14 protein-coding genes and 1 pseudogene are annotated in these 16,620 nt (G+C 61.5%); 6 read left to right on the top strand and 9 right to left on the bottom strand.

All coding sequences use genetic code 11. The features are described 5' to 3' along the window. Positions 1-60: 60 nt before the first annotated feature. The 3 genes from NDO75_RS11940 to NDO75_RS11950 all read right to left on the bottom strand — a co-directional run bounded on the left by NDO75_RS11940 (position 61) and on the right by NDO75_RS11950 (position 5,678). Entirely contained in the window at positions 61-3,831 is a 3,771-nt protein-coding gene (locus tag NDO75_RS11940) for a surface glycoprotein (RefSeq protein WP_310906514.1), read from the bottom strand. A 1,168-nt stretch (positions 3,832-4,999) separates the two neighbouring features. Beyond that, positions 5,000-5,293 (bottom strand): ArsR family transcriptional regulator, encoded by a 294-nt coding sequence (locus NDO75_RS11945; RefSeq protein WP_310906516.1) that lies wholly within the window; start codon positions 5,291-5,293, stop codon positions 5,000-5,002. A 97-nt stretch (positions 5,294-5,390) separates the two neighbouring features. After that, complete coding sequence (locus NDO75_RS11950) at positions 5,391-5,678, bottom strand: hypothetical protein (protein WP_310906518.1); 288 nt, start codon at positions 5,676-5,678, stop codon at positions 5,391-5,393. A gap of 763 nt (positions 5,679-6,441) precedes the next feature. Here NDO75_RS11950 and NDO75_RS27760 point away from each other — a divergent pair. Next, positions 6,442-7,044 (top strand): annotated as a pseudogene (locus NDO75_RS27760) (cell division protein); the annotation flags it as partial. Positions 7,045-7,092: 48 nt separating this feature from the next. Here NDO75_RS27760 and NDO75_RS11960 read toward each other — a convergent pair. Then, positions 7,093-7,524 (bottom strand): type II toxin-antitoxin system VapC family toxin, encoded by a 432-nt coding sequence (locus NDO75_RS11960; RefSeq protein ID WP_310906520.1) that lies wholly within the window; start codon positions 7,522-7,524, stop codon positions 7,093-7,095. Next, the gene (locus tag NDO75_RS11965; protein WP_310906522.1) at positions 7,521-7,796 is read right to left on the bottom strand and encodes a hypothetical protein; all 276 of its coding nucleotides are present in this window, start codon (positions 7,794-7,796) and stop codon (positions 7,521-7,523) included. The genes NDO75_RS11960 and NDO75_RS11965 overlap by 4 nt, the downstream gene beginning before the upstream one ends. 350 nt (positions 7,797-8,146) lie before the next feature. On the opposite strand from NDO75_RS11965, the gene NDO75_RS11970 reads away from it, so the two are divergent. Both NDO75_RS11970 and NDO75_RS11975 read left to right on the top strand, forming a co-directional pair. After that, the gene (locus tag NDO75_RS11970) at positions 8,147-9,367 is read left to right on the top strand and encodes an AAA family ATPase (protein WP_310906523.1); all 1,221 of its coding nucleotides are present in this window, start codon (positions 8,147-8,149) and stop codon (positions 9,365-9,367) included. 84 nt (positions 9,368-9,451) lie between these two features. Further along, entirely contained in the window at positions 9,452-9,841 is a 390-nt protein-coding gene (locus NDO75_RS11975; protein ID WP_310906525.1) for a hypothetical protein, read from the top strand. A gap of 450 nt (positions 9,842-10,291) precedes the next feature. Here the strand turns inward: NDO75_RS11975 and NDO75_RS11980 are convergent, their stop codons facing one another. Then, complete coding sequence (locus tag NDO75_RS11980; protein WP_310906526.1) at positions 10,292-10,492, bottom strand: hypothetical protein; 201 nt, start codon at positions 10,490-10,492, stop codon at positions 10,292-10,294. Between the two features lie 36 nt (positions 10,493-10,528). Between NDO75_RS11980 and NDO75_RS11985 the strand changes: the two genes are divergently transcribed. Beyond that, entirely contained in the window at positions 10,529-11,764 is a 1,236-nt protein-coding gene (locus NDO75_RS11985) for a GNAT family N-acetyltransferase (RefSeq protein ID WP_310906528.1), read from the top strand. Positions 11,765-12,231: 467 nt separating this feature from the next. Here the strand turns inward: NDO75_RS11985 and NDO75_RS11990 are convergent, their stop codons facing one another. Together NDO75_RS11990 and NDO75_RS11995 are read right to left on the bottom strand one after the other, a co-directional pair. Next, a complete protein-coding gene (locus NDO75_RS11990) occupies positions 12,232-12,891 on the bottom strand; it encodes a metal-dependent hydrolase (RefSeq protein WP_310906529.1) in 660 nt (219 codons plus the stop codon). After that, positions 12,866-13,102, bottom strand: a complete 237-nt coding sequence (locus NDO75_RS11995) for a type IV toxin-antitoxin system AbiEi family antitoxin domain-containing protein (protein ID WP_310906530.1) — start codon at positions 13,100-13,102, stop codon at positions 12,866-12,868. Before NDO75_RS11995 ends, NDO75_RS11990 begins: the two co-directional genes overlap by 26 nt. Before the next feature lie 342 nt (positions 13,103-13,444). On the opposite strand from NDO75_RS11995, the gene NDO75_RS12000 reads away from it, so the two are divergent. Together NDO75_RS12000 and NDO75_RS12005 are read left to right on the top strand one after the other, a co-directional pair. Next, positions 13,445-13,849 (top strand): hypothetical protein, encoded by a 405-nt coding sequence (locus NDO75_RS12000; protein WP_310906532.1) that lies wholly within the window; start codon positions 13,445-13,447, stop codon positions 13,847-13,849. Positions 13,850-13,859: 10 nt separating this feature from the next. After that, complete coding sequence (locus NDO75_RS12005) at positions 13,860-15,194, top strand: transposase (protein WP_310906533.1); 1,335 nt, start codon at positions 13,860-13,862, stop codon at positions 15,192-15,194. Between the two features lie 790 nt (positions 15,195-15,984). Here NDO75_RS12005 and NDO75_RS12010 read toward each other — a convergent pair. Beyond that, positions 15,985-16,389: a metal-dependent hydrolase gene (locus NDO75_RS12010; protein WP_345784900.1), complete on the bottom strand. Its 405-nt coding sequence runs from the start codon at positions 16,387-16,389 to the stop codon at positions 15,985-15,987. Positions 16,390-16,620: the final 231 nt, after the last annotated feature.

Genomic DNA, 16,620 nt, shown 5'->3' on the forward strand with positions numbered 1-16,620 from the left:
GCCGGTTTGTCTGAGATTCTATTATTCATATTAGTAAATAATATGTATGGCTAGCCGATCCTACGACTCTGTCAGAATCGGTTCGCGAACCAGATCGGACGGAGCGTGGGTGTAGACCGTGTCGTCCGTGACGAAGACCCAGTACGAGTCACCAGCGCTGAGAGAGTCGACGAGTTCGTACTCGTAGCCCGCGGACTGCCCGTAGACCACGTGGACATCCTCGCTGATCGAGCTCAGTGCGTGGTATACCGGCTGGGGTTCAGTCTGGTAGTGGCCGACCAGGTTCCAGCCTTCGTCGAGTTGCTGCTGGTTCATCAGCGCACCATCAACGTCACCAGTGCTGCTTGCAGGCAGGTTGTGGACGTTGATGTCCAGCGTATCGGCCTTCTTCATCTCGATGATGTACCCCTGGCCACCTTCGAGCGAGGTGAAGTCGCTTTCAGGGTCGTCAGGGTCATACTTCTCCCAGCTCTCGCCAGTGTAGGACCAGATGACGTCGACGTTGCTGGTGTCGACCTCACTGAGGTCCTGTCCACCGGAGATCGCCGGCACGGACACGAAGTTCGTGCCCTTGTTCAGGTCGAGCTTCATCGTGTGGACCGTCACGGGCGTCGTCTGCCCGGCGCTCGAGTCGTTGGTGATCTCCTGGAAGGAGTCTCCAGTGACGGTGACGTTCGGTTCGTCACCCGTCTGGAGCGGCTCGGCGAGGTCCACAACGACGATCCCGCTCTCGCCGTCACTGTACCATTGGTCAACGTGCTCGACGCTGGCGCCTTCGACCGTGACTGCGTCACTATCGACTGCATTCGCATCAATCGGCTCATCGAAGATGACACCAACACGATCGTTGCCCCACTGATCGACTATCGCATCAACGGCCGACGGAGCTGCCGTGTCGACCTCTGTAGTGGCGTACTCCCACGCAGCACCATCGTTCCCAGCGAGATCGGTTGCGGTGAGAAGGTTGGCGTTGTACTGGCCGTCTCGCGGTGCCGTGTAGTTGGCCGTGTAGACGTAGCCGCCGTCAGAGGACTGCAGTTCGAAGTCCTCTGCCGTCAGCGTCTCGGCGATCTCGCTTTCCATGGCGAGGTCGTTCTCGGTGTCGACGCTGACGTCGATCGCGTCGAGTTCTTCGTTGGAGGTGACGGTGTAGGTAATCGTCTCACCGTCAGTGGTTGCCTCCAGATCGACGTCCGGAGCCATCCAGTCTTCGAGCGTGCGGTTCATCGCCGGGGCAACGCTCTCGTTGGCGTCGTAGACCGCGTCCGCGGCGATCCCGAGTTCATCGGTGCCGAGATCGTTTGCGGTGACCGTCGCGTTGAGCGTCACGACGGCCGACGTGGCTCCGGCCGTATGGTCGACGCTTTCGATCCCGCTGGCGCCGCCGTCGTTCGCGTTGGTGTAGACGAAGTCGTCAGCGTCCAGCGCCTGACCGGAGGCGTTCACGACGCCTTCGGAGAACTCGACGGTGACGTTCGCGTTGTTCGCCGACGCATCGAGCCCGGCGAGGTGCGGGTTGTCGTTGTCGTTCAGCTGGGTAGCCGTCCCCTCTGCGGGGTTGCCAGCCGCGTCGGTCGCGGTGGTCGCCGCGATCGTCGCATCACTCGTGTTGATTTCGTTGAATGAGACGGCAGAATAGAGGTCAACACGGTAGGTGTTGTCCTCGTGCTCGACCTGGTCAACGTACTGAATAGTTGCGTCGACGCCGTTCAGATCGAAGTCGTTGGCACCGAGGTACGACATCTCCTCGTCGAACGTGACGTAGATGTCGTCTGTGCCGGCGTTCGCCTGTACGGACTCGACCGAGGGGGACACGGTGTCCTTCTCGACCGTTGTCGTTGCCGTGTCGACGTTTCCACCCTTGTCCGTCACCGTAACGGTAACGGTGATAGTGTCACTGTCATTAAGGTCACTGACGTTTAGGTCGGTGACCGTCGCGGCGTGTTGCTGATTGCTGACGCTGCCGGACGTTTCAGTCGCGCTGTCAGAGACCGTTGCCTCGACGTCGACGACTTCGTTATCGAGGTCGACAGCAACGCTGTAGGTGTCTTCAGTAGCCTGGTTGATCGTCGTTGCAGTGACGTCGGCAGGCGTGACCGTCGGGGCCGTAGTGTCCTGCAGCGCGACCGTCACACCACTGTCGACGTAGCGTGGGTCGTGATCCGCGGTGTCCGGAATCTCTCCCGAACGTGCGTTGATCAGGTCAGTCCCGAGGTCAGCCGCGGAGACTGGGGTGTCCAGCGTGAGGATTGCCGTCGACGCACCTTTCTCGTGGACCACCCTGTCGATCGCGGCTGCGCCATCGCCGCTGACATCCTGGTAGGCGAGGTCAGTGCGGTCGAGTTGGACACCAATGGGTTCGGTGAAGCTGACCGTCACCGTGTCTTCGCCAGCGTTCGCTTCGACGCTGTCGATCTGCGGCGCGTCAGCGTTCACGTCGAGGGTGCCTGCAGACTCAAAGCCGTCATACGTCCATGCAACGCTATCCTCTGCAATGAGATAGACGTTATATTCGGCGTTGTCGTCGATATCTGCGTTACTCAGGTCGAACGTCTGAGTGAGATCAGTACCCGAGTTGTGATCAACCTGCTGAGTGATCCACCCCTCAGGAGTGTAATCGGTGTTGACCTCGTCAAGGATGAGTGTCAGTTCTGTCGCGTTGGTGGCATCGGCGTAGTCGTACGTGACGTCGACCGTGTCACTCGGCGCGACATCGTCAGTCGCATTCAGACTTACGCCAGTCACCTCTGGCCACCTGTCGTCAACGACAACGGGTGCGCCAGCAGTCGTGGTGCTGTTGGTGTTCCCGGCTGCGTCCTCGGCCTCGATTGTCACCGAGTACGCGCCGTCGGCGAGTTCATAGGGCGTCGTCTCGGCCTGCTCGTCGAGATCGAGGGTCACCGACTTCGACGCGCTGCTGATATACCCCTCGTCGTCGATGACGTAGGTGTACGACTGCCCAGCAGCGCGGTAGGTCTGGCCCTCGAGGGTGACGGTGACCGTCTGCGTGTTGTCCTCGATGTACTCGTAGACGATATCGAGGTTGTCTTCGGATTTCACCGTCACGTCCGCCACGTCTCGGAGGTCGAGGGTGACGTTTGCTGGCGTAGCGGCGTCTCGTTCGAACGTGATCGTGTCACTGTTCGTGTTGCCAGCCGTGTCCGTGACATCGAGCGTGACCGTGTAGGTGTTAACGCCAAACTCGGAGATGTCGTACGAGGTGCTGCCCGTGACGTCGATCGTTGTCTCTCCCGTGACCCACGCAGAGCCGTTGTAGTACTCGGTCCCGTTGTTCCGCGAGATCGTCAGCGTGGCTGCGTCGACGCTGGTGTCATCAGTGGCGGTGTACTCGATCGTACTGGCGTTCGTGAGCGCACCGTCATTTGGCGCGTCGATCGTCGCTGTTGGCGCGGTGTCGTCGATCTGGAAGGAGTCAGTCCCGTCTGACGCCGCGTACGTTTGCCCTTCGTCAACAGCGACAGTGACCGTGGTATTATCTGCGAAGGCCACTCCGAGCTCGGTTAAGGCGATCTCAGCAGTGATGTTCCCTGACGTGTTGTCGAGATCGTCACTGCCGTTGTCCGCAATAGTGGTGGTCGCCGTCGCACCACTTGCGTTAGTGAACTGGAACGTCGCGTTTCCAGCGGTACTCTCATTGATCTCCGTCGATACTGTCACCGTTCCATCGGACTGGACAGAGTCCTCCTGAACGCTGAAATTACTCGCTGTCGCGGCTGCTCCCCCGGCAAACGCCACGGCCCCTCCGAAAACGGAGAGAACCACGGCGAGTGCCAGGAATACAGCACGAATCTGCTCTCGTGTGTCTGTCATAGTTGTTGGTATGAGCTCTGTCCGATGGCAGGGTCTGTTCTGCTCCCGGTATCTACCATCGGTACATCCTGCCGGTTGATACCCTCACCATATAATATTGACGGCTGATGATACGTCTTTTCTGAGTGTAAGTATAGATATTTTATATATAATGGACATGCTAACTATTCTCACTTCGGTTTCTGGCCTCCACCCGTTGCGCACTGCTTCCCGGAGAATCGCTCGCCTACCACCGACGCAGTCAGCAGCCAGCTACCACGCGAGGCAGCGTCGCTCGGCTTTACGCGGCCAGAACTACCGTCACCGCTGATTGTGGAACGGATGCGCCCCCGTCCAGAACCCGGCGGCTTTCGGCTGCCGGTGGGCTCCCGTCTTCGAGGAGGGGGTTCCCAGGGGCTCCGTGATCGGATGGGGGAGAGACGGCCGCACGCACGCCGCTTGGAACGCGACGGCGGAGGGGACTGTCCTGGCCGGCCGATTGGCGTGATGGGAACGGCCTCGGCCCTGGCGCTCGAATCTACATATCAACTGACGAAAAGGCGACCGACCCCCAGCGTGGGTGGTCGGGCGAGCCGCACTCGGTGATCTCGAGTGTGTCACCCACAGTGGGGGGCCGACATCAGACTCGAGGAGGCGGTCAGACACGCTCGGCGGAACCGGGATGTGTGTCGGTGGAGTGGCTGGAACCACGCGGTCACTGCGACAGCGATCTCTCGATCGGCGAGTACCAGTGCCGGTGATGGCCCAGTTTCGCAGAAAAATGCAGTGTGGAAACGCCGACAGCGGTCGGCGTGAGCCCCCCAGCCGTCAGGTGGTGTGCCAACCGGGGTGGGATCCGGGATCGGGCGGCAATATGGCTATTGACATCACGGTAGGCTCGATCCCGGTTGCAGCGAGGAGTGTCTCTTGAGGCGGATACTGGTGGGTCGCCGCTGACCCTCCCCCTCGCCGAATAGCCGTTTTTATCGCACATTAATAGTATTTATGGCCAGTATGTATCCTAGGTAGGTTCCAATAGTAATTCTCGGCGCCGTGTCGGTCTCCACGATCCCCTGCGCTCGTTTGCGGAACTGTTCGGGTAGTCAATCGGACAGCTCTGTTCGAAGACCGGCCATGTTCGGAGTTTCAGTAGTGACTACCGGCGGTCGGGCACGAGCAGGCGGTAGAATTAGTCTCGGTTCGACAGTTCTTGTGCGATGAGCGAGTCGAAATCGACAGCGGCCTCGCCGTATCGGTCCTGGAGATCAACGGCTACCCGGCCTTTCTCAGTGATTTGGTAGAGGCCGCTATTCGGAGCAGGGCCGACGGAGCGGATGAGTCCGTAATCCGCTAGTACTGGTAAACGTGTATTGATGTACGACCGATTTTTGTCAATCTCATAGGCAATATTGACAGCATTGTTTCGCTCACCACCGGAGAGCACCTCCAAAATTTGAAAATCTGTCGGGCGCGTTAGCTTCATAGTCGCTAGTACGATACGACCATTATGGTTCTTTCCAAACTTGATATTTGAAGAACAATAGCGTGAACCGAGCGTCGCAGACGGTGATCGCTGGCAGCTAGTTCCGCTCGTTCGACTGCGCGGGTAAATTCTCGAGTGCCGCTTCCAGGTCTTCGATTATTCGTTCGTGGTCTCTGATCGCCTCTTCGATCGTCGTCCGAAGTTCCGTCTCTGCGGTCTCTCGTTCCAGGTGCTGTATTAGTAAATACCGCTCAAGCGCCTGGCCGGATCGCGTATGGGCGTCGAGCAGATTCTTCGTTATCTCCCAGGCGTTCTCTACCGCTGCCCCGCTTTCGTTTTGTGTTTTATAAATGCCCGTTTCCTCTCCCCCCTCCTTTTGATCCATGAAAAGAAATTCACCCGTAGCATACATTATATCTTCTGGCCTTTCCCGCAGCAAGCCGCCTCAAGGGGCGACGTGAATATTGTGGCAGCATATATACTTCTGGTAGCCACCAACAGCAGACCCATTATTTCGAAACAGGTAGTGTTTCATTTTACGTATTCGAGTCGTCCAGACTAGCTACGAGCGCGCGCAGTCGAACAGCGAGCGGATGGCGCGTTTCGCTGGTCGAACGCCGGGCTAGGAGCGGTGCGGTTCGTCTCGCCGAACGAACACCGCGGTGGCGACCCTGCCAATGCCCGTACAAGTGTCTTGTGACCACCGCTGAGGCAGCCGGTCGCTGCGCATCCGACCAGCAGTACAAGATACCCGGCCGCTGTCGTGAGAAACCCGGGCAGTCCCACGGCCTGAAAGTCGCCTCTCGAGATTCTACTAGTGGAGGCTAGTCGGACGCGCCACTCAGAGACGATTCGCTTCTTGGTCTCATCTCCCTAGATAGTACTAGCAAGGAAATGGCCACGGTGCTAGGGAGGGTTCGGGGTGTCGGGCCTGGCAGGATTGGGTGATGTCGCTACCAGCACCACCGCGGAAGCGACGGTCCATTCTCGATTTTACGTCGCAACCGGCGCCTGGAGAGATCACTCTACGCTGCAAGTTTTTGATAATAACTAAAAGCTATTGCCAATATAGCCAACACAACAGCAGATGGATGACCGTTATCAGTCCGGTGTTGAGGAGTTCGTTCTCGACGCAGATCCCGGATCGCATGAGCACGTCTGACGACCGCTTCGCCGTCGCCGCGCCCACGGAGCGCGTCGTCGCCGACAAGGGCGCAGTAGATCCGCTCGCCGACCCGGACGACATTCACGCGCGAGACCCATGAGAGCGCACTTGCGACGCTCCTCTCCGGCGTCCCCGATGGCGGTCTCGATTGACGGCCTGCCGGGGACCGGCAAGACGCTGCCGACGCGGTGGATCTGCTAGAGTTCGCCGCCCGCCAGGACGATATTGCGGTGGAGCACGTGAATCTGAAGGAGTGCCGGACGCTCTTTAGCGCGGCCAACGAGTTCTGCTTCGAACTCACGGGCGAGAAAAAGGGTGCCTACGAAGATTTGGACGGCGTCTTCACCGGGATCTGGACGGCGCTCGCCGACTACCCCGACTGGACCGTGTTGCTGTTGGACGAGATCGATCACGTCCAGCACGACACCAACTATGAGCCCACCAAGTTCGTCTACCGGCTGCTGCGCGGCGAGGGGAACGCGCCCGCGGGATCGATCGCTCGGTCTGGCTCATCAGTAACGACCCCCTCGCGATCGATCTCCGACTGGACAGCCGCGTCGCACGCGCGATGACCGACGAGGCGGTGGTCGTCCCCCAGACGGGCTCGCGGAGTGGCACGACTGCTGGGGCATGCTCACACTGTTGCAGGATCGATTCGGCGCACAATGCCATCGAAGTCGTTGTCGAAACTCATGACGCCATCGAGATCGTGACGCCGACAGAGCGCGACGGACGTTGCATCGGTGAAACTCAGCGCGTGATCGTCATACTGGTCGAAGATGTCGACGGCATCGGCGAACACGGCTGCTGACACGCGGAGCATCTCATATGTCTGTGGATATGATTCGATACCGCGGAGTTTCTCGCCGAGGTGCTGCGCTGGTGCGAACGACCCGCTTCGCTTCAGCGTCAGTGTCACAGCTTCATCGTAGAGATAGTCGCTCACGTAGGGCTGGCCGAAGGTCCCGCTGTAGACCGCCTCGAGCGCGTCGCTCGCAGTGGCATGTCGAGACGCGTCACGATCGTGATCCGCGTACAGCACGCCCGTGTCGATGAGGACCGTCATCCGTACAGCACGTCGTCGATATCGTCTTCAGCAGTCTCGACGCCGGACTGAAAGCGATTGCGACGCATGGCCTCCTTCTCGGCGTCCGAGAGCGGAACCGTCGTCTCCCGGAACGAGTCAATAATGTCGGCGCGCGATTCGTAGGCGTCATCGATGAGGCGCGTGAGGAGGTCCTGTTGGGTGACGCTCACCTCCGTCCGAAGCCGGATCTCCGCCTGGAGCTCCTCGAGTCGTGATTTTGCGTCCTCGTCAACTTTGACCGCCGTTGCCATACGGGCTAGTTACGGGTGAAACCTGGTAACCCTTTCTACCGAGTGACGATGGCGGGCAGCCGCGGACCAGCGGACTGCAGCAACTGAACAGAGCCGCCTATTGGCTGGCAACCACCGGCTCGCATTCGCTGTGAACGTCACCGATGCCCTCCTCGATCGTCAATCGCGGCCGATTGCCACCGAACCGGTCCAGAAGAGATCCTCTCAAATCGGGCTGCGGTGGTCTTCACGCCGTCACGAGGAAGATTCTCGATTATACTAGATATGGTTGTATGAAAGCGTAGTTGGCGTAGCGTGGGAGCCGATACGTTCATTGCTGACACGCGACTACCACGACCACTCCCGATCGTATGAGTAAGTACGACGACCTCTTCGACGCGACCGCGCCCACGGAGCGCGTCTTCGCCAACAAGGGCGCGCTGGATCCACTGGCCAACCCGGACACAATCCACGCCCGCGAGGCCCAGGAACGCGAGCTCGCGACCATCCTGAACGGCGTCCACGACGGCTACCTCCCGCCGACGGTCTCGCTCTACGGCCCGCCGGGGACGGGTAAAACGCTTACGGCGCGTCGGATTTGCGACGAATTCGCGGCCCGCCATGAGGGGGTCGCCGTCGAGTACGTCAATCTGAAGGAGTGTCGGACGCTGTTTAGTGCCGCCAACGAGATCCTCTACGAACTGGCCGGCGAGCGGAAGGGCGCCTACGCCGGCCTCGATGGGGTGTTCGCGGGGATCTGGACGGCCCTCGCGGACTACCCCGACTGGACGATCCTCCTCCTCGACGAAATCGACCACGTCCAGCACGACACGAACTACGAGCCGAACGACTTCTTCTACCGGCTGCTCCGCGGCGAGGGGAAACTTGCGCGGGGGATCGATCTGTCGGTCTGGCTCCTCAGCAACGAACTCCTCGAGGTCGACCTCCGGCTGGACAGCCGCGTCGAAAGCGCGATGAGCGACGAACAGGTTTTCTTCCCGCCGTACGACGCCGCCGACCTCGAGGCGGTGCTCGCCCCCCGGCTCAAGCGAGCATTTCGCGACGAGGCTGTGCCGGACGACGTGTGCGCCTACGGCGTCCGGGAGGCCGCCCGGCGCTGGGGTGACGCCCGGAAGGCGCTCACCCTGTTTCGCCAGGCCGGCGAGACCGCCACCGAGCGCGGGCTCACCCAGCTGACCACCGACTGTCTCGACGTCAATCTCGATGCGACTGAGCGGGAGGCAATGCACGCCAAACTACTCGCACTGCCCGAAAACCACTTCGTCGTCCTGATCGGCATCACGGGCTGGGATCAGGGCACGGAGATCAAACAGCCCGTGACGACCGCCGAGGTCCACGAACTCGTCCAGGGCGATGACCTCCCGGCAGGGTTGCAGCTCGGCGAGCGTGCGATTCGCGAGGTCATTACCGATCTCGAAACGATGGGCCTGGTCACGACCTGGATCGACTCCCGCGGGGCCGAGGGCCGCGTCAAGCAGATCGAGACGACGTTTGATCCCCACTGGGTGCGCGCGGCGATCGAACCGTATGCATCGGAATCGACGTATCTTGCCTCCCTAGACACGGGTTGAACACCAGCGACCGGCGTCGCGGTGGAACACCTATTGTCCTACACCGCATATGTCACCGTGGCACACGAGCAGTCGCCTCTGAGTATGACATCAGAACAAACTCGGCGGACGCAAATCTGGGAGCGCTACGTCCTACGGGGGGAGCCACGCGAGACAGTCGTGGCGGAGGTCGCAGCCGATCTCGACGTCGACGAGGCAACGATCCGCGAGGACCTCGATTCGATACGGACGTGGCTGCCGGACCTCGACGAGTTCCGTGATATCGGCGGCATTGCCCTCGTTGTGGAACTCCGTGCCAACCGCCAACAACTGCACCAACTCGCGGATGAGGCACGGGACGACGAAGATATCACTGAAGAACGGAAGATCCGACAGGAAATCAACCGCTCGATCAACGTCGAACGACAGCTTCACGACACACTGCCAAAGACGAAAGCGACTGGGATGGAAGAGTTCATGAAAGATCCGTTCTAACGGCGGTGTCGGTGTACGCCGTGTAGCAGCTGAGCCAATGGATCCTGGCAAGGCTCGACTGCACTCAGTGTAACTCGTGCGAGCTTTCACTCCGATTTACGGCTGTGAGGAGACGTCCCAAGCGGGCGATCACACCGTTCGGTCTTCGACACAGTGCCGGGTGGCAGCAGGGGTGCCGAGGACCAGCGCGCGCCGAGCCGGTCGGCCGGGCGGGTCTGCCGCCGAGACGGCGACCACGGCGCCCCCCTCGAGTCGGTCACCGACTGCTTGTGGCGCGGTGTGCGCAGCTCGGGCGGGCGGACCTCGGTGTCGCCAGGGGAAGCCCATCCGAGCCGCTGTCCCAGGACTGTGTGCCGCGATGTGCTGATGGAAATCGCGACGCCGTAAGCCACGGGCTGCCACCCTCAGGAACCGGCCACCGTGCCTGGCACTTCGCCCGCACAGTGTTGATTACGGCTGGTCGGGGGCCGTCGCCGGCAGACAGGCGTCGCTGCAGTAGTGGTACTCGAACACGTCGGCGCCGTCGCGGATCCGCCACGTCAGCTGGCGGTCGCGCGCGCCGATCGTGGCCTCGCAGGCGTGGCAGGTCGTCGCCTCTTGGAGCCGGTGGTGCGCCGAGGGCGAGGCCGGCTCGCTGTACTGGTACTCCATAGGCGGACGCCACCGCCCACCGACAAATATGGTCTGGTGATTTTCATCGATTGTTATATTATCACGCCAGACCGATCGCCGGCGGGACTGAGCCGTGGGGGCGGCCTCGCACTCGGCAACCCACCGCTCGACCAGCAGGGCGTCCGCGCCGAACTCGACGGGCTCACGGCCCCCAGCGAGGCGTCCCGCGGGTCGCGTGGCCCCCACGACGCCACGGCGAGCGCCACCCCCGCCGCGCTTGCAGCGAGTGAGGTTGGCTACAGGGGCTACGCCGCCGCTGGGGAAACGGGGGCATCGGTGACGCAGCCGGCCGACGCCTGCGACGTCCGAATACTCGAGACGCTGGACGCGGTGGCGCAAGACCGCTGGAACGGTGTGGTCGCCCACGCCCCGCAGGGGAGCGTCTTCCACCGCTACGAGTGGCTCCACGCGATCGAGACCGGGCTCGGCGCCACCCCCCGCCATCTGCTGGTGACCAAAGACGGCAACCCCATCGGCCTCCTCCCGCACTTCGTTCGGGCCCTGCCAGTGGTCCCCTTCCGGCGGCTCCAGTCGCTGTATCCGGGCTTCGGGGGCCCGGCGATCACGACGGACGCCGCGGCGGTTCTGTCGCGTATGACGGCCACGGTGCCGGCGTGCTGTTCCGGGCGGACGATCGTCCACGAGATCCGGGCGTGCAACACCGACTATCTCCGCTACAGCACACTCTTGCGCGCCCAGGGGTATCGGCTCGCCCGGCTGACCGGCCGGTTCCAGCTGCGGCTCGAGCAGGGGTATGCCCGGATTTGGGACGGGATGAGCACCACCCGCCGCAAGGAGATCCGGCGGGGCCGAGAGCGGGACGCCGACATCGTTGAAGAACCGATTACACGGGCGACGTTGCGGCGCTTCTACCAGGCCTACACCCGCCACATGGCCCAGGTCGGCGGCGATCCCTATCCGTTCGCGTTCTTCGCGGCGCTCCAGGCGATGGCCGACCGGCTCCTGGTGCTCACGCTCCGCATCGACGGCGACTATGCGGGTGGCTTTCTGGAACTTTTGGACGACGATCAGGACACGGTCCACGGGCTGTTCGCGGCGGTCCCCGAGGACGACCGCGACGCCCATGCCTCGGCACTCCTCTACGACCACGTCACCTGCTGGGCGATCGACCACGGCTACGCGACGTACGATTTCGGGGGGAGACGGACGACGTCCGGCGGGGGACGTTCCGCTTTAAGGAGAGTTTCGGGGGCCAGCTCGTCGCGAACTGCTACTGGGAACGCGGCCTGAGCCGGGTGTGGCCGCTGGTGCGCGCGGCCCGGGCGCGGTATCGGCGCCAGACGGCGTGACGGCGATCGCTCGCGACAGACCCGCGCGCGCGGTCTGACCGATGGGGGGCCACCCCTGCAGCGCCTAGTACTAGGCACGAGAATTCTAGCTGCCCGCGATGACAAGAACGTGATAGACATGCGCGAGCGTCGCGTTGCCATCACGTGGCGCACCTCAGAGCGCCATCCGAGAGTCAAGCGGCCTCCTGGCATCCGTGATCGTGGGCCCCACCCCGATTGCCATCCCACGGGAAGAGCGGAGGGGGCTGCCGGCCCTTGGCGGTGGGTGCTTGAGACGCGACTGGACGGCAGGGACCACTCTTGCCGCGTGGTGAGTCGTGTCGCCCCGCACCGTGCTGCACAAGCGGGACCGAGCGTTGCCATCGGGACACGGACCCGACGTGCGACGTGCGCCCTCGCCACCGGCGGTCAGGCGTCGGCGGCGCGTGACGCGCCGAGGTAGGCCCAGATACGCAGCCCGATGAAGACCAGCAGCGCCGTCACGATCAGGCGAAGTTCCGGGTGGGTCCCTGGCTGGCGGTAGAGTTCGAGGAGGCGCACCCAGGGGGCGACGCTGTCGCCCGTATACCGGGGCGCGGCGAGCAGCGGCCAGCCCAGGTAGGTCAGCTCAGCGGAAGCGCCCACACGCAGAGGGGCGAGACTATCGCCGACCAGATGCGACAGATAGCCGATCGCGAACGCCGCCGGGGTGACGGCATACAGGCGTGCGCCCCAGCGGTGCGCAGGATACCGGCGGTGGAGCGCGTGGACGCCCCATGTGACGCAGCCGGCGATGAGGACGGCACTCAGCAGCGAGTGGGCGGCCGACCGGCCGCTTGCGAGGATGCCGTAATACGCCAGTGGTTTATCGACGAGGTCGGGGAACTGACTCCCGACCGCCAGCGGGAGCAGTGCCCAGCGCGCCGGCAACGACCGGCGCGTCAGGGCCGCGTACGCGACGTAGCAGAGATATGCAAAGGCGAGATGGCCGAGCGGAAACACACCGTAGGGTGCGTTATGGGCCCTGATAAAGTCGCATAGTTCGAGGTCGCGGATCGCGATCTCAGTCTTCGCGAGGATCCTCGACAAATTCGTAGAGTCCTCGGGAGACGCGTTTGATCCAGCCGGCATCGCGGAGACTCCGGAGGGAGAACTCAACGTTGCCTTTCTCGAGGTCGGTCTCGTCGATTAACCATCGAGGATTTGCCCGGCCCCATGGATCGTTGCTGTCACGCCCTTGTTTCAGCACGTCCAAGACGAGTTCGTCGTTCTCAGTCGGTTCATATCGCTCATTGACCATATCTTCGGTCGTACTACACGTCCGTCTCCCATAGTAGAATATCCTTCGTAACCCACATTCTTCTACGGTTTGTAATCCACTTTGCTTTACAAAGCTATATGGTGCTGGCTGGTGAAGTTTCTCTTAGAGAAGGGCGGAGAGTCACGGAAAGACAGTGGCTCGGTGCTGGCACACCGAACCGCGCTTCTCGAGGGTGAGAAGCAGTGATAACTACGAATTCGACCAGCAAAAACTATTCCGTAGACGAACTGTGCGATCACGATTGGTGTAACGACCCGACGGGGAATCGACTCCCATATTTCGCGTATGTCACCGCAACGTGCCACCGGGAGGCGAGGCTCGATGCCCAGTGACGACGCCTGTCGGCATGGATCGACAACGAACAGCACCCACGACGATGAGCCCACGGTCATCGCAACTCCGGAGGCGGTGTTGACCGGCCATCCCGTTGGGCCACGCTCGAACGGCGCCGTCTGCATCAGCTGTGGGGAGGCGCTGCACGAGACAGACATCGTGTTCGCGTACGCGTATCGCTGTGCCGAGGCAGCGGACTGGATCGTCTCCCGGCTGTACTGTCTCGAGTGTGCGCCTGGGAGGGTCCGATCGCCGACACTTGGCGTGACGGAGGTGCTTGTCGGGGGTCGCCTCGGGACGATCACGTTACCGACGGCGCGGACCCACCGCCAGTGTCTCACGGAACTGCAGAGCAGAGCGGTCAGTCCACCGACGGACGGGTGTGGGCCATAACACTATAGCTATGAAGCGCACCAACACGTTCGAGGTCCACCCCCGTTCCGACCAGGACCGGGAGATTCTGTTCGAACTGTTGGACGCGTCAGCTCCACTCTGGAACGAAGTCACCTACGAGCGTCGTCAGCAATTCTTTGACGGACACTCAGTCTGGGACACCGCAGACTATCGTGAACGCTACAAGAGCAACCTCGGGTCTGCAACCGCCCAGCAAGTCCTCCGCAAGAACAAGTCCGCATGGAAGTCGTTCTTCTCGTTAAACGAGACATACCACGACGGCGACCGCGATGAAAGGCCTAGTCCGCCAGGGTACTGGGGGAACGAAGATGACGGTCGCGATCTGCGAACGTACATCCGCAACGACCAGTACACGCTTGAGTGGGGTGCCCGCTCTCGTCTCGAAATCCCCATCGGAAGAGACCTCAAAGACGAGTACGGCCTTGGAGACTACGAGCGGTTGCGGCTCGAGGTTGCTGGCGACCCGAACTGGGAGGGCACTGCTGGGCGGTTGGAACTGGTGTACGATGGGGTGAGCGACACGCTCAGAGCACGTCAACCCGTTACTGTCGATGAGTCTCAACGGGATTCACCACTGGCCGAGGAATCGGCCGCTCTGGACATCGGCGCAAACAATCTCGTCGCCTGCACCACCACGACCGACCAGCAGTATCTGTACGAGGGGCGTGACCTGTTCGAGCGTTTCCGTGAAACGACGATGGACATCGCGTCCTACCAGTCGAAGCTAGATGACCAGCGACGGTCAACTGCTCGGATTGCCCGGCTCTATCGGAAGCGAACAGCTCGCCGCAACCACGCACAGGATGCGTTAGTCCGTGACCTCGTCGAACATCTTCATACCGACGGGGTTTCGACCGTGTACGTTGGCGCTCTTGGAGACGTCTTGTCGACGCACTGGAGCGCCGAGGTGAACGAGAAGACGCATCACTTCTGGGCATTCTCTCGGTTCATCGACCGGATAGCATGTGTTTGCGAAGAGTACGAGATTGACGTTGTCGTGACGTCTGAGACGTGGACAACTCAAGAGTGTCCGGAGTGTAGTGAACGAGACCGCACGCACCGAGATGGAGACTACTACCGGTGTGATGCGTGTGGCTTCGAGGGACACGCCGACCTTGCAGCATCGCGCGTGTTCCTCGCCCGTGAGACTGGTGATGAAGGTGGGCCGATGGCGCGGCCCGTGCGCCTCGAGTGGGATAATCACGAGTGGCGGCCGACCACAACCGCCCCGACGTTCCGTCGGACAAACACCAAAGAGGATCGCACAGACCGGAGTACCCATGATGTGGGGAACGTTGCCTCCGTGGATGCAGGCTTGGCCTGACAGCCCACCGGAGGAATCCCACGGCTGAAGCCGTGGGTGGACGTCAAGGCTGGGCTTGATGAGTTAGCGTACGTACTCAGTGATCAAGATCGAGCCGATGCGACGCTTGACCGGCTGCTGGACACGAAGCTGGTCGATCTTGCTAGCTCGACTATTCCCGGCTTCGTGACGGCGAGAAATACCTCTTATGCTCGTTACGCCGGACGTCCCGTGGTCGGCCTATCCGGCGACGACCGACATAGACGATCGACCACGGCCAGGTCGACGGTTATACGGGCGATCGTCCGGTCGAAACGGCGACGAACACGATCACACGGGCCGGGACCCGTTTAAAGTATGGATTCGGGAACTCTGCGTAATACCCGTCGACCCCTCTATAGCAGACGGGGTCCCCAAGAAGGAGCCAACGAAGACCACAGCGGATTCACCCTGTACCTGAGCTTCAATAGCCTCTGGTGGAACCTCTCAGAGTCAATAAAGTAGACCGAGCTAGTAGTAAAAATAGTCCGCCAACGGAGGGATGTCCGCCATAAGTTTCTAATATTAAACACTTCACACGAACACTCAAGTGCTGAGATCGGTCTCGTTGAATTTAATGTTCCAGGCTCGCGCAGCTGCGATGTCCCAACAGGGACAAGCGGCTCAGCCGGTCAGCGTATTTGGGATAGTCGGATGTGTCGTAATTCGGTCGGTCATCACAAGTGTTTACGTGCTTGCTGACACTCGGTGATTGGGACGCTTATATCAGAAGCCCGTTACGTCTACCGGACGGCCAGTTATGCCGATTTCGTCAGGTGTCGGGCCGGGACGAGATCGCGATGACCCGCCCGACAAGGCGACGGAGTAGCGCCAGCCCCGGATAGCCGTCTTGTCGCCAATAGATGAGCGCAAGCGCGGCGAAGCTGACCTGCACGAGGAAGTACGGCTCACCCAGCGACTCTTGGAGGAGGCCGAGAACGGTGGGCGCGCCGCTGGAATCGTAAGGTTCGACGGCGAGCACGGGCCAAAGCAGGAAGTGGGATTCGGTCCCGCCCCACAGTGAGGGGAGCGCATCGACTAAGGAATGTGAGAACGCGCTAATTACGAATGCAATGCCGGCCTCACCGTGGTCGGCGCGGCGGGCAACGAATGTGATCGCGAGCACTAGCGGGAGCACGACTACCAGGGAGTGGGTGAGAGTTCGGCCCGTCGGCAATATGCCCAGATATCACCTCAGCGGTTTGTCGATCAGGTCTGGGAACTGTGTCCCGAGCAGGAGGGTTAGGGCGGGTACGTGAGCGGGTGGGCGCTCGTGATGCACCCGGGTCGCGAGCGTATACACGAGATAGCCGATCGCCGCGTGTCCAAAGGGCCACATCTGGCTGGGTACAAACCACTACGAGCACTATAGCGTTCCTGATTAGTTCTGTTCGGCGGCTACCCTCGC

The organism is Natrinema sp. 1APR25-10V2 (assembly GCF_031626495.1).
Classification (GTDB): Archaea; Halobacteriota; Halobacteria; order Halobacteriales; family Natrialbaceae; genus Natrinema.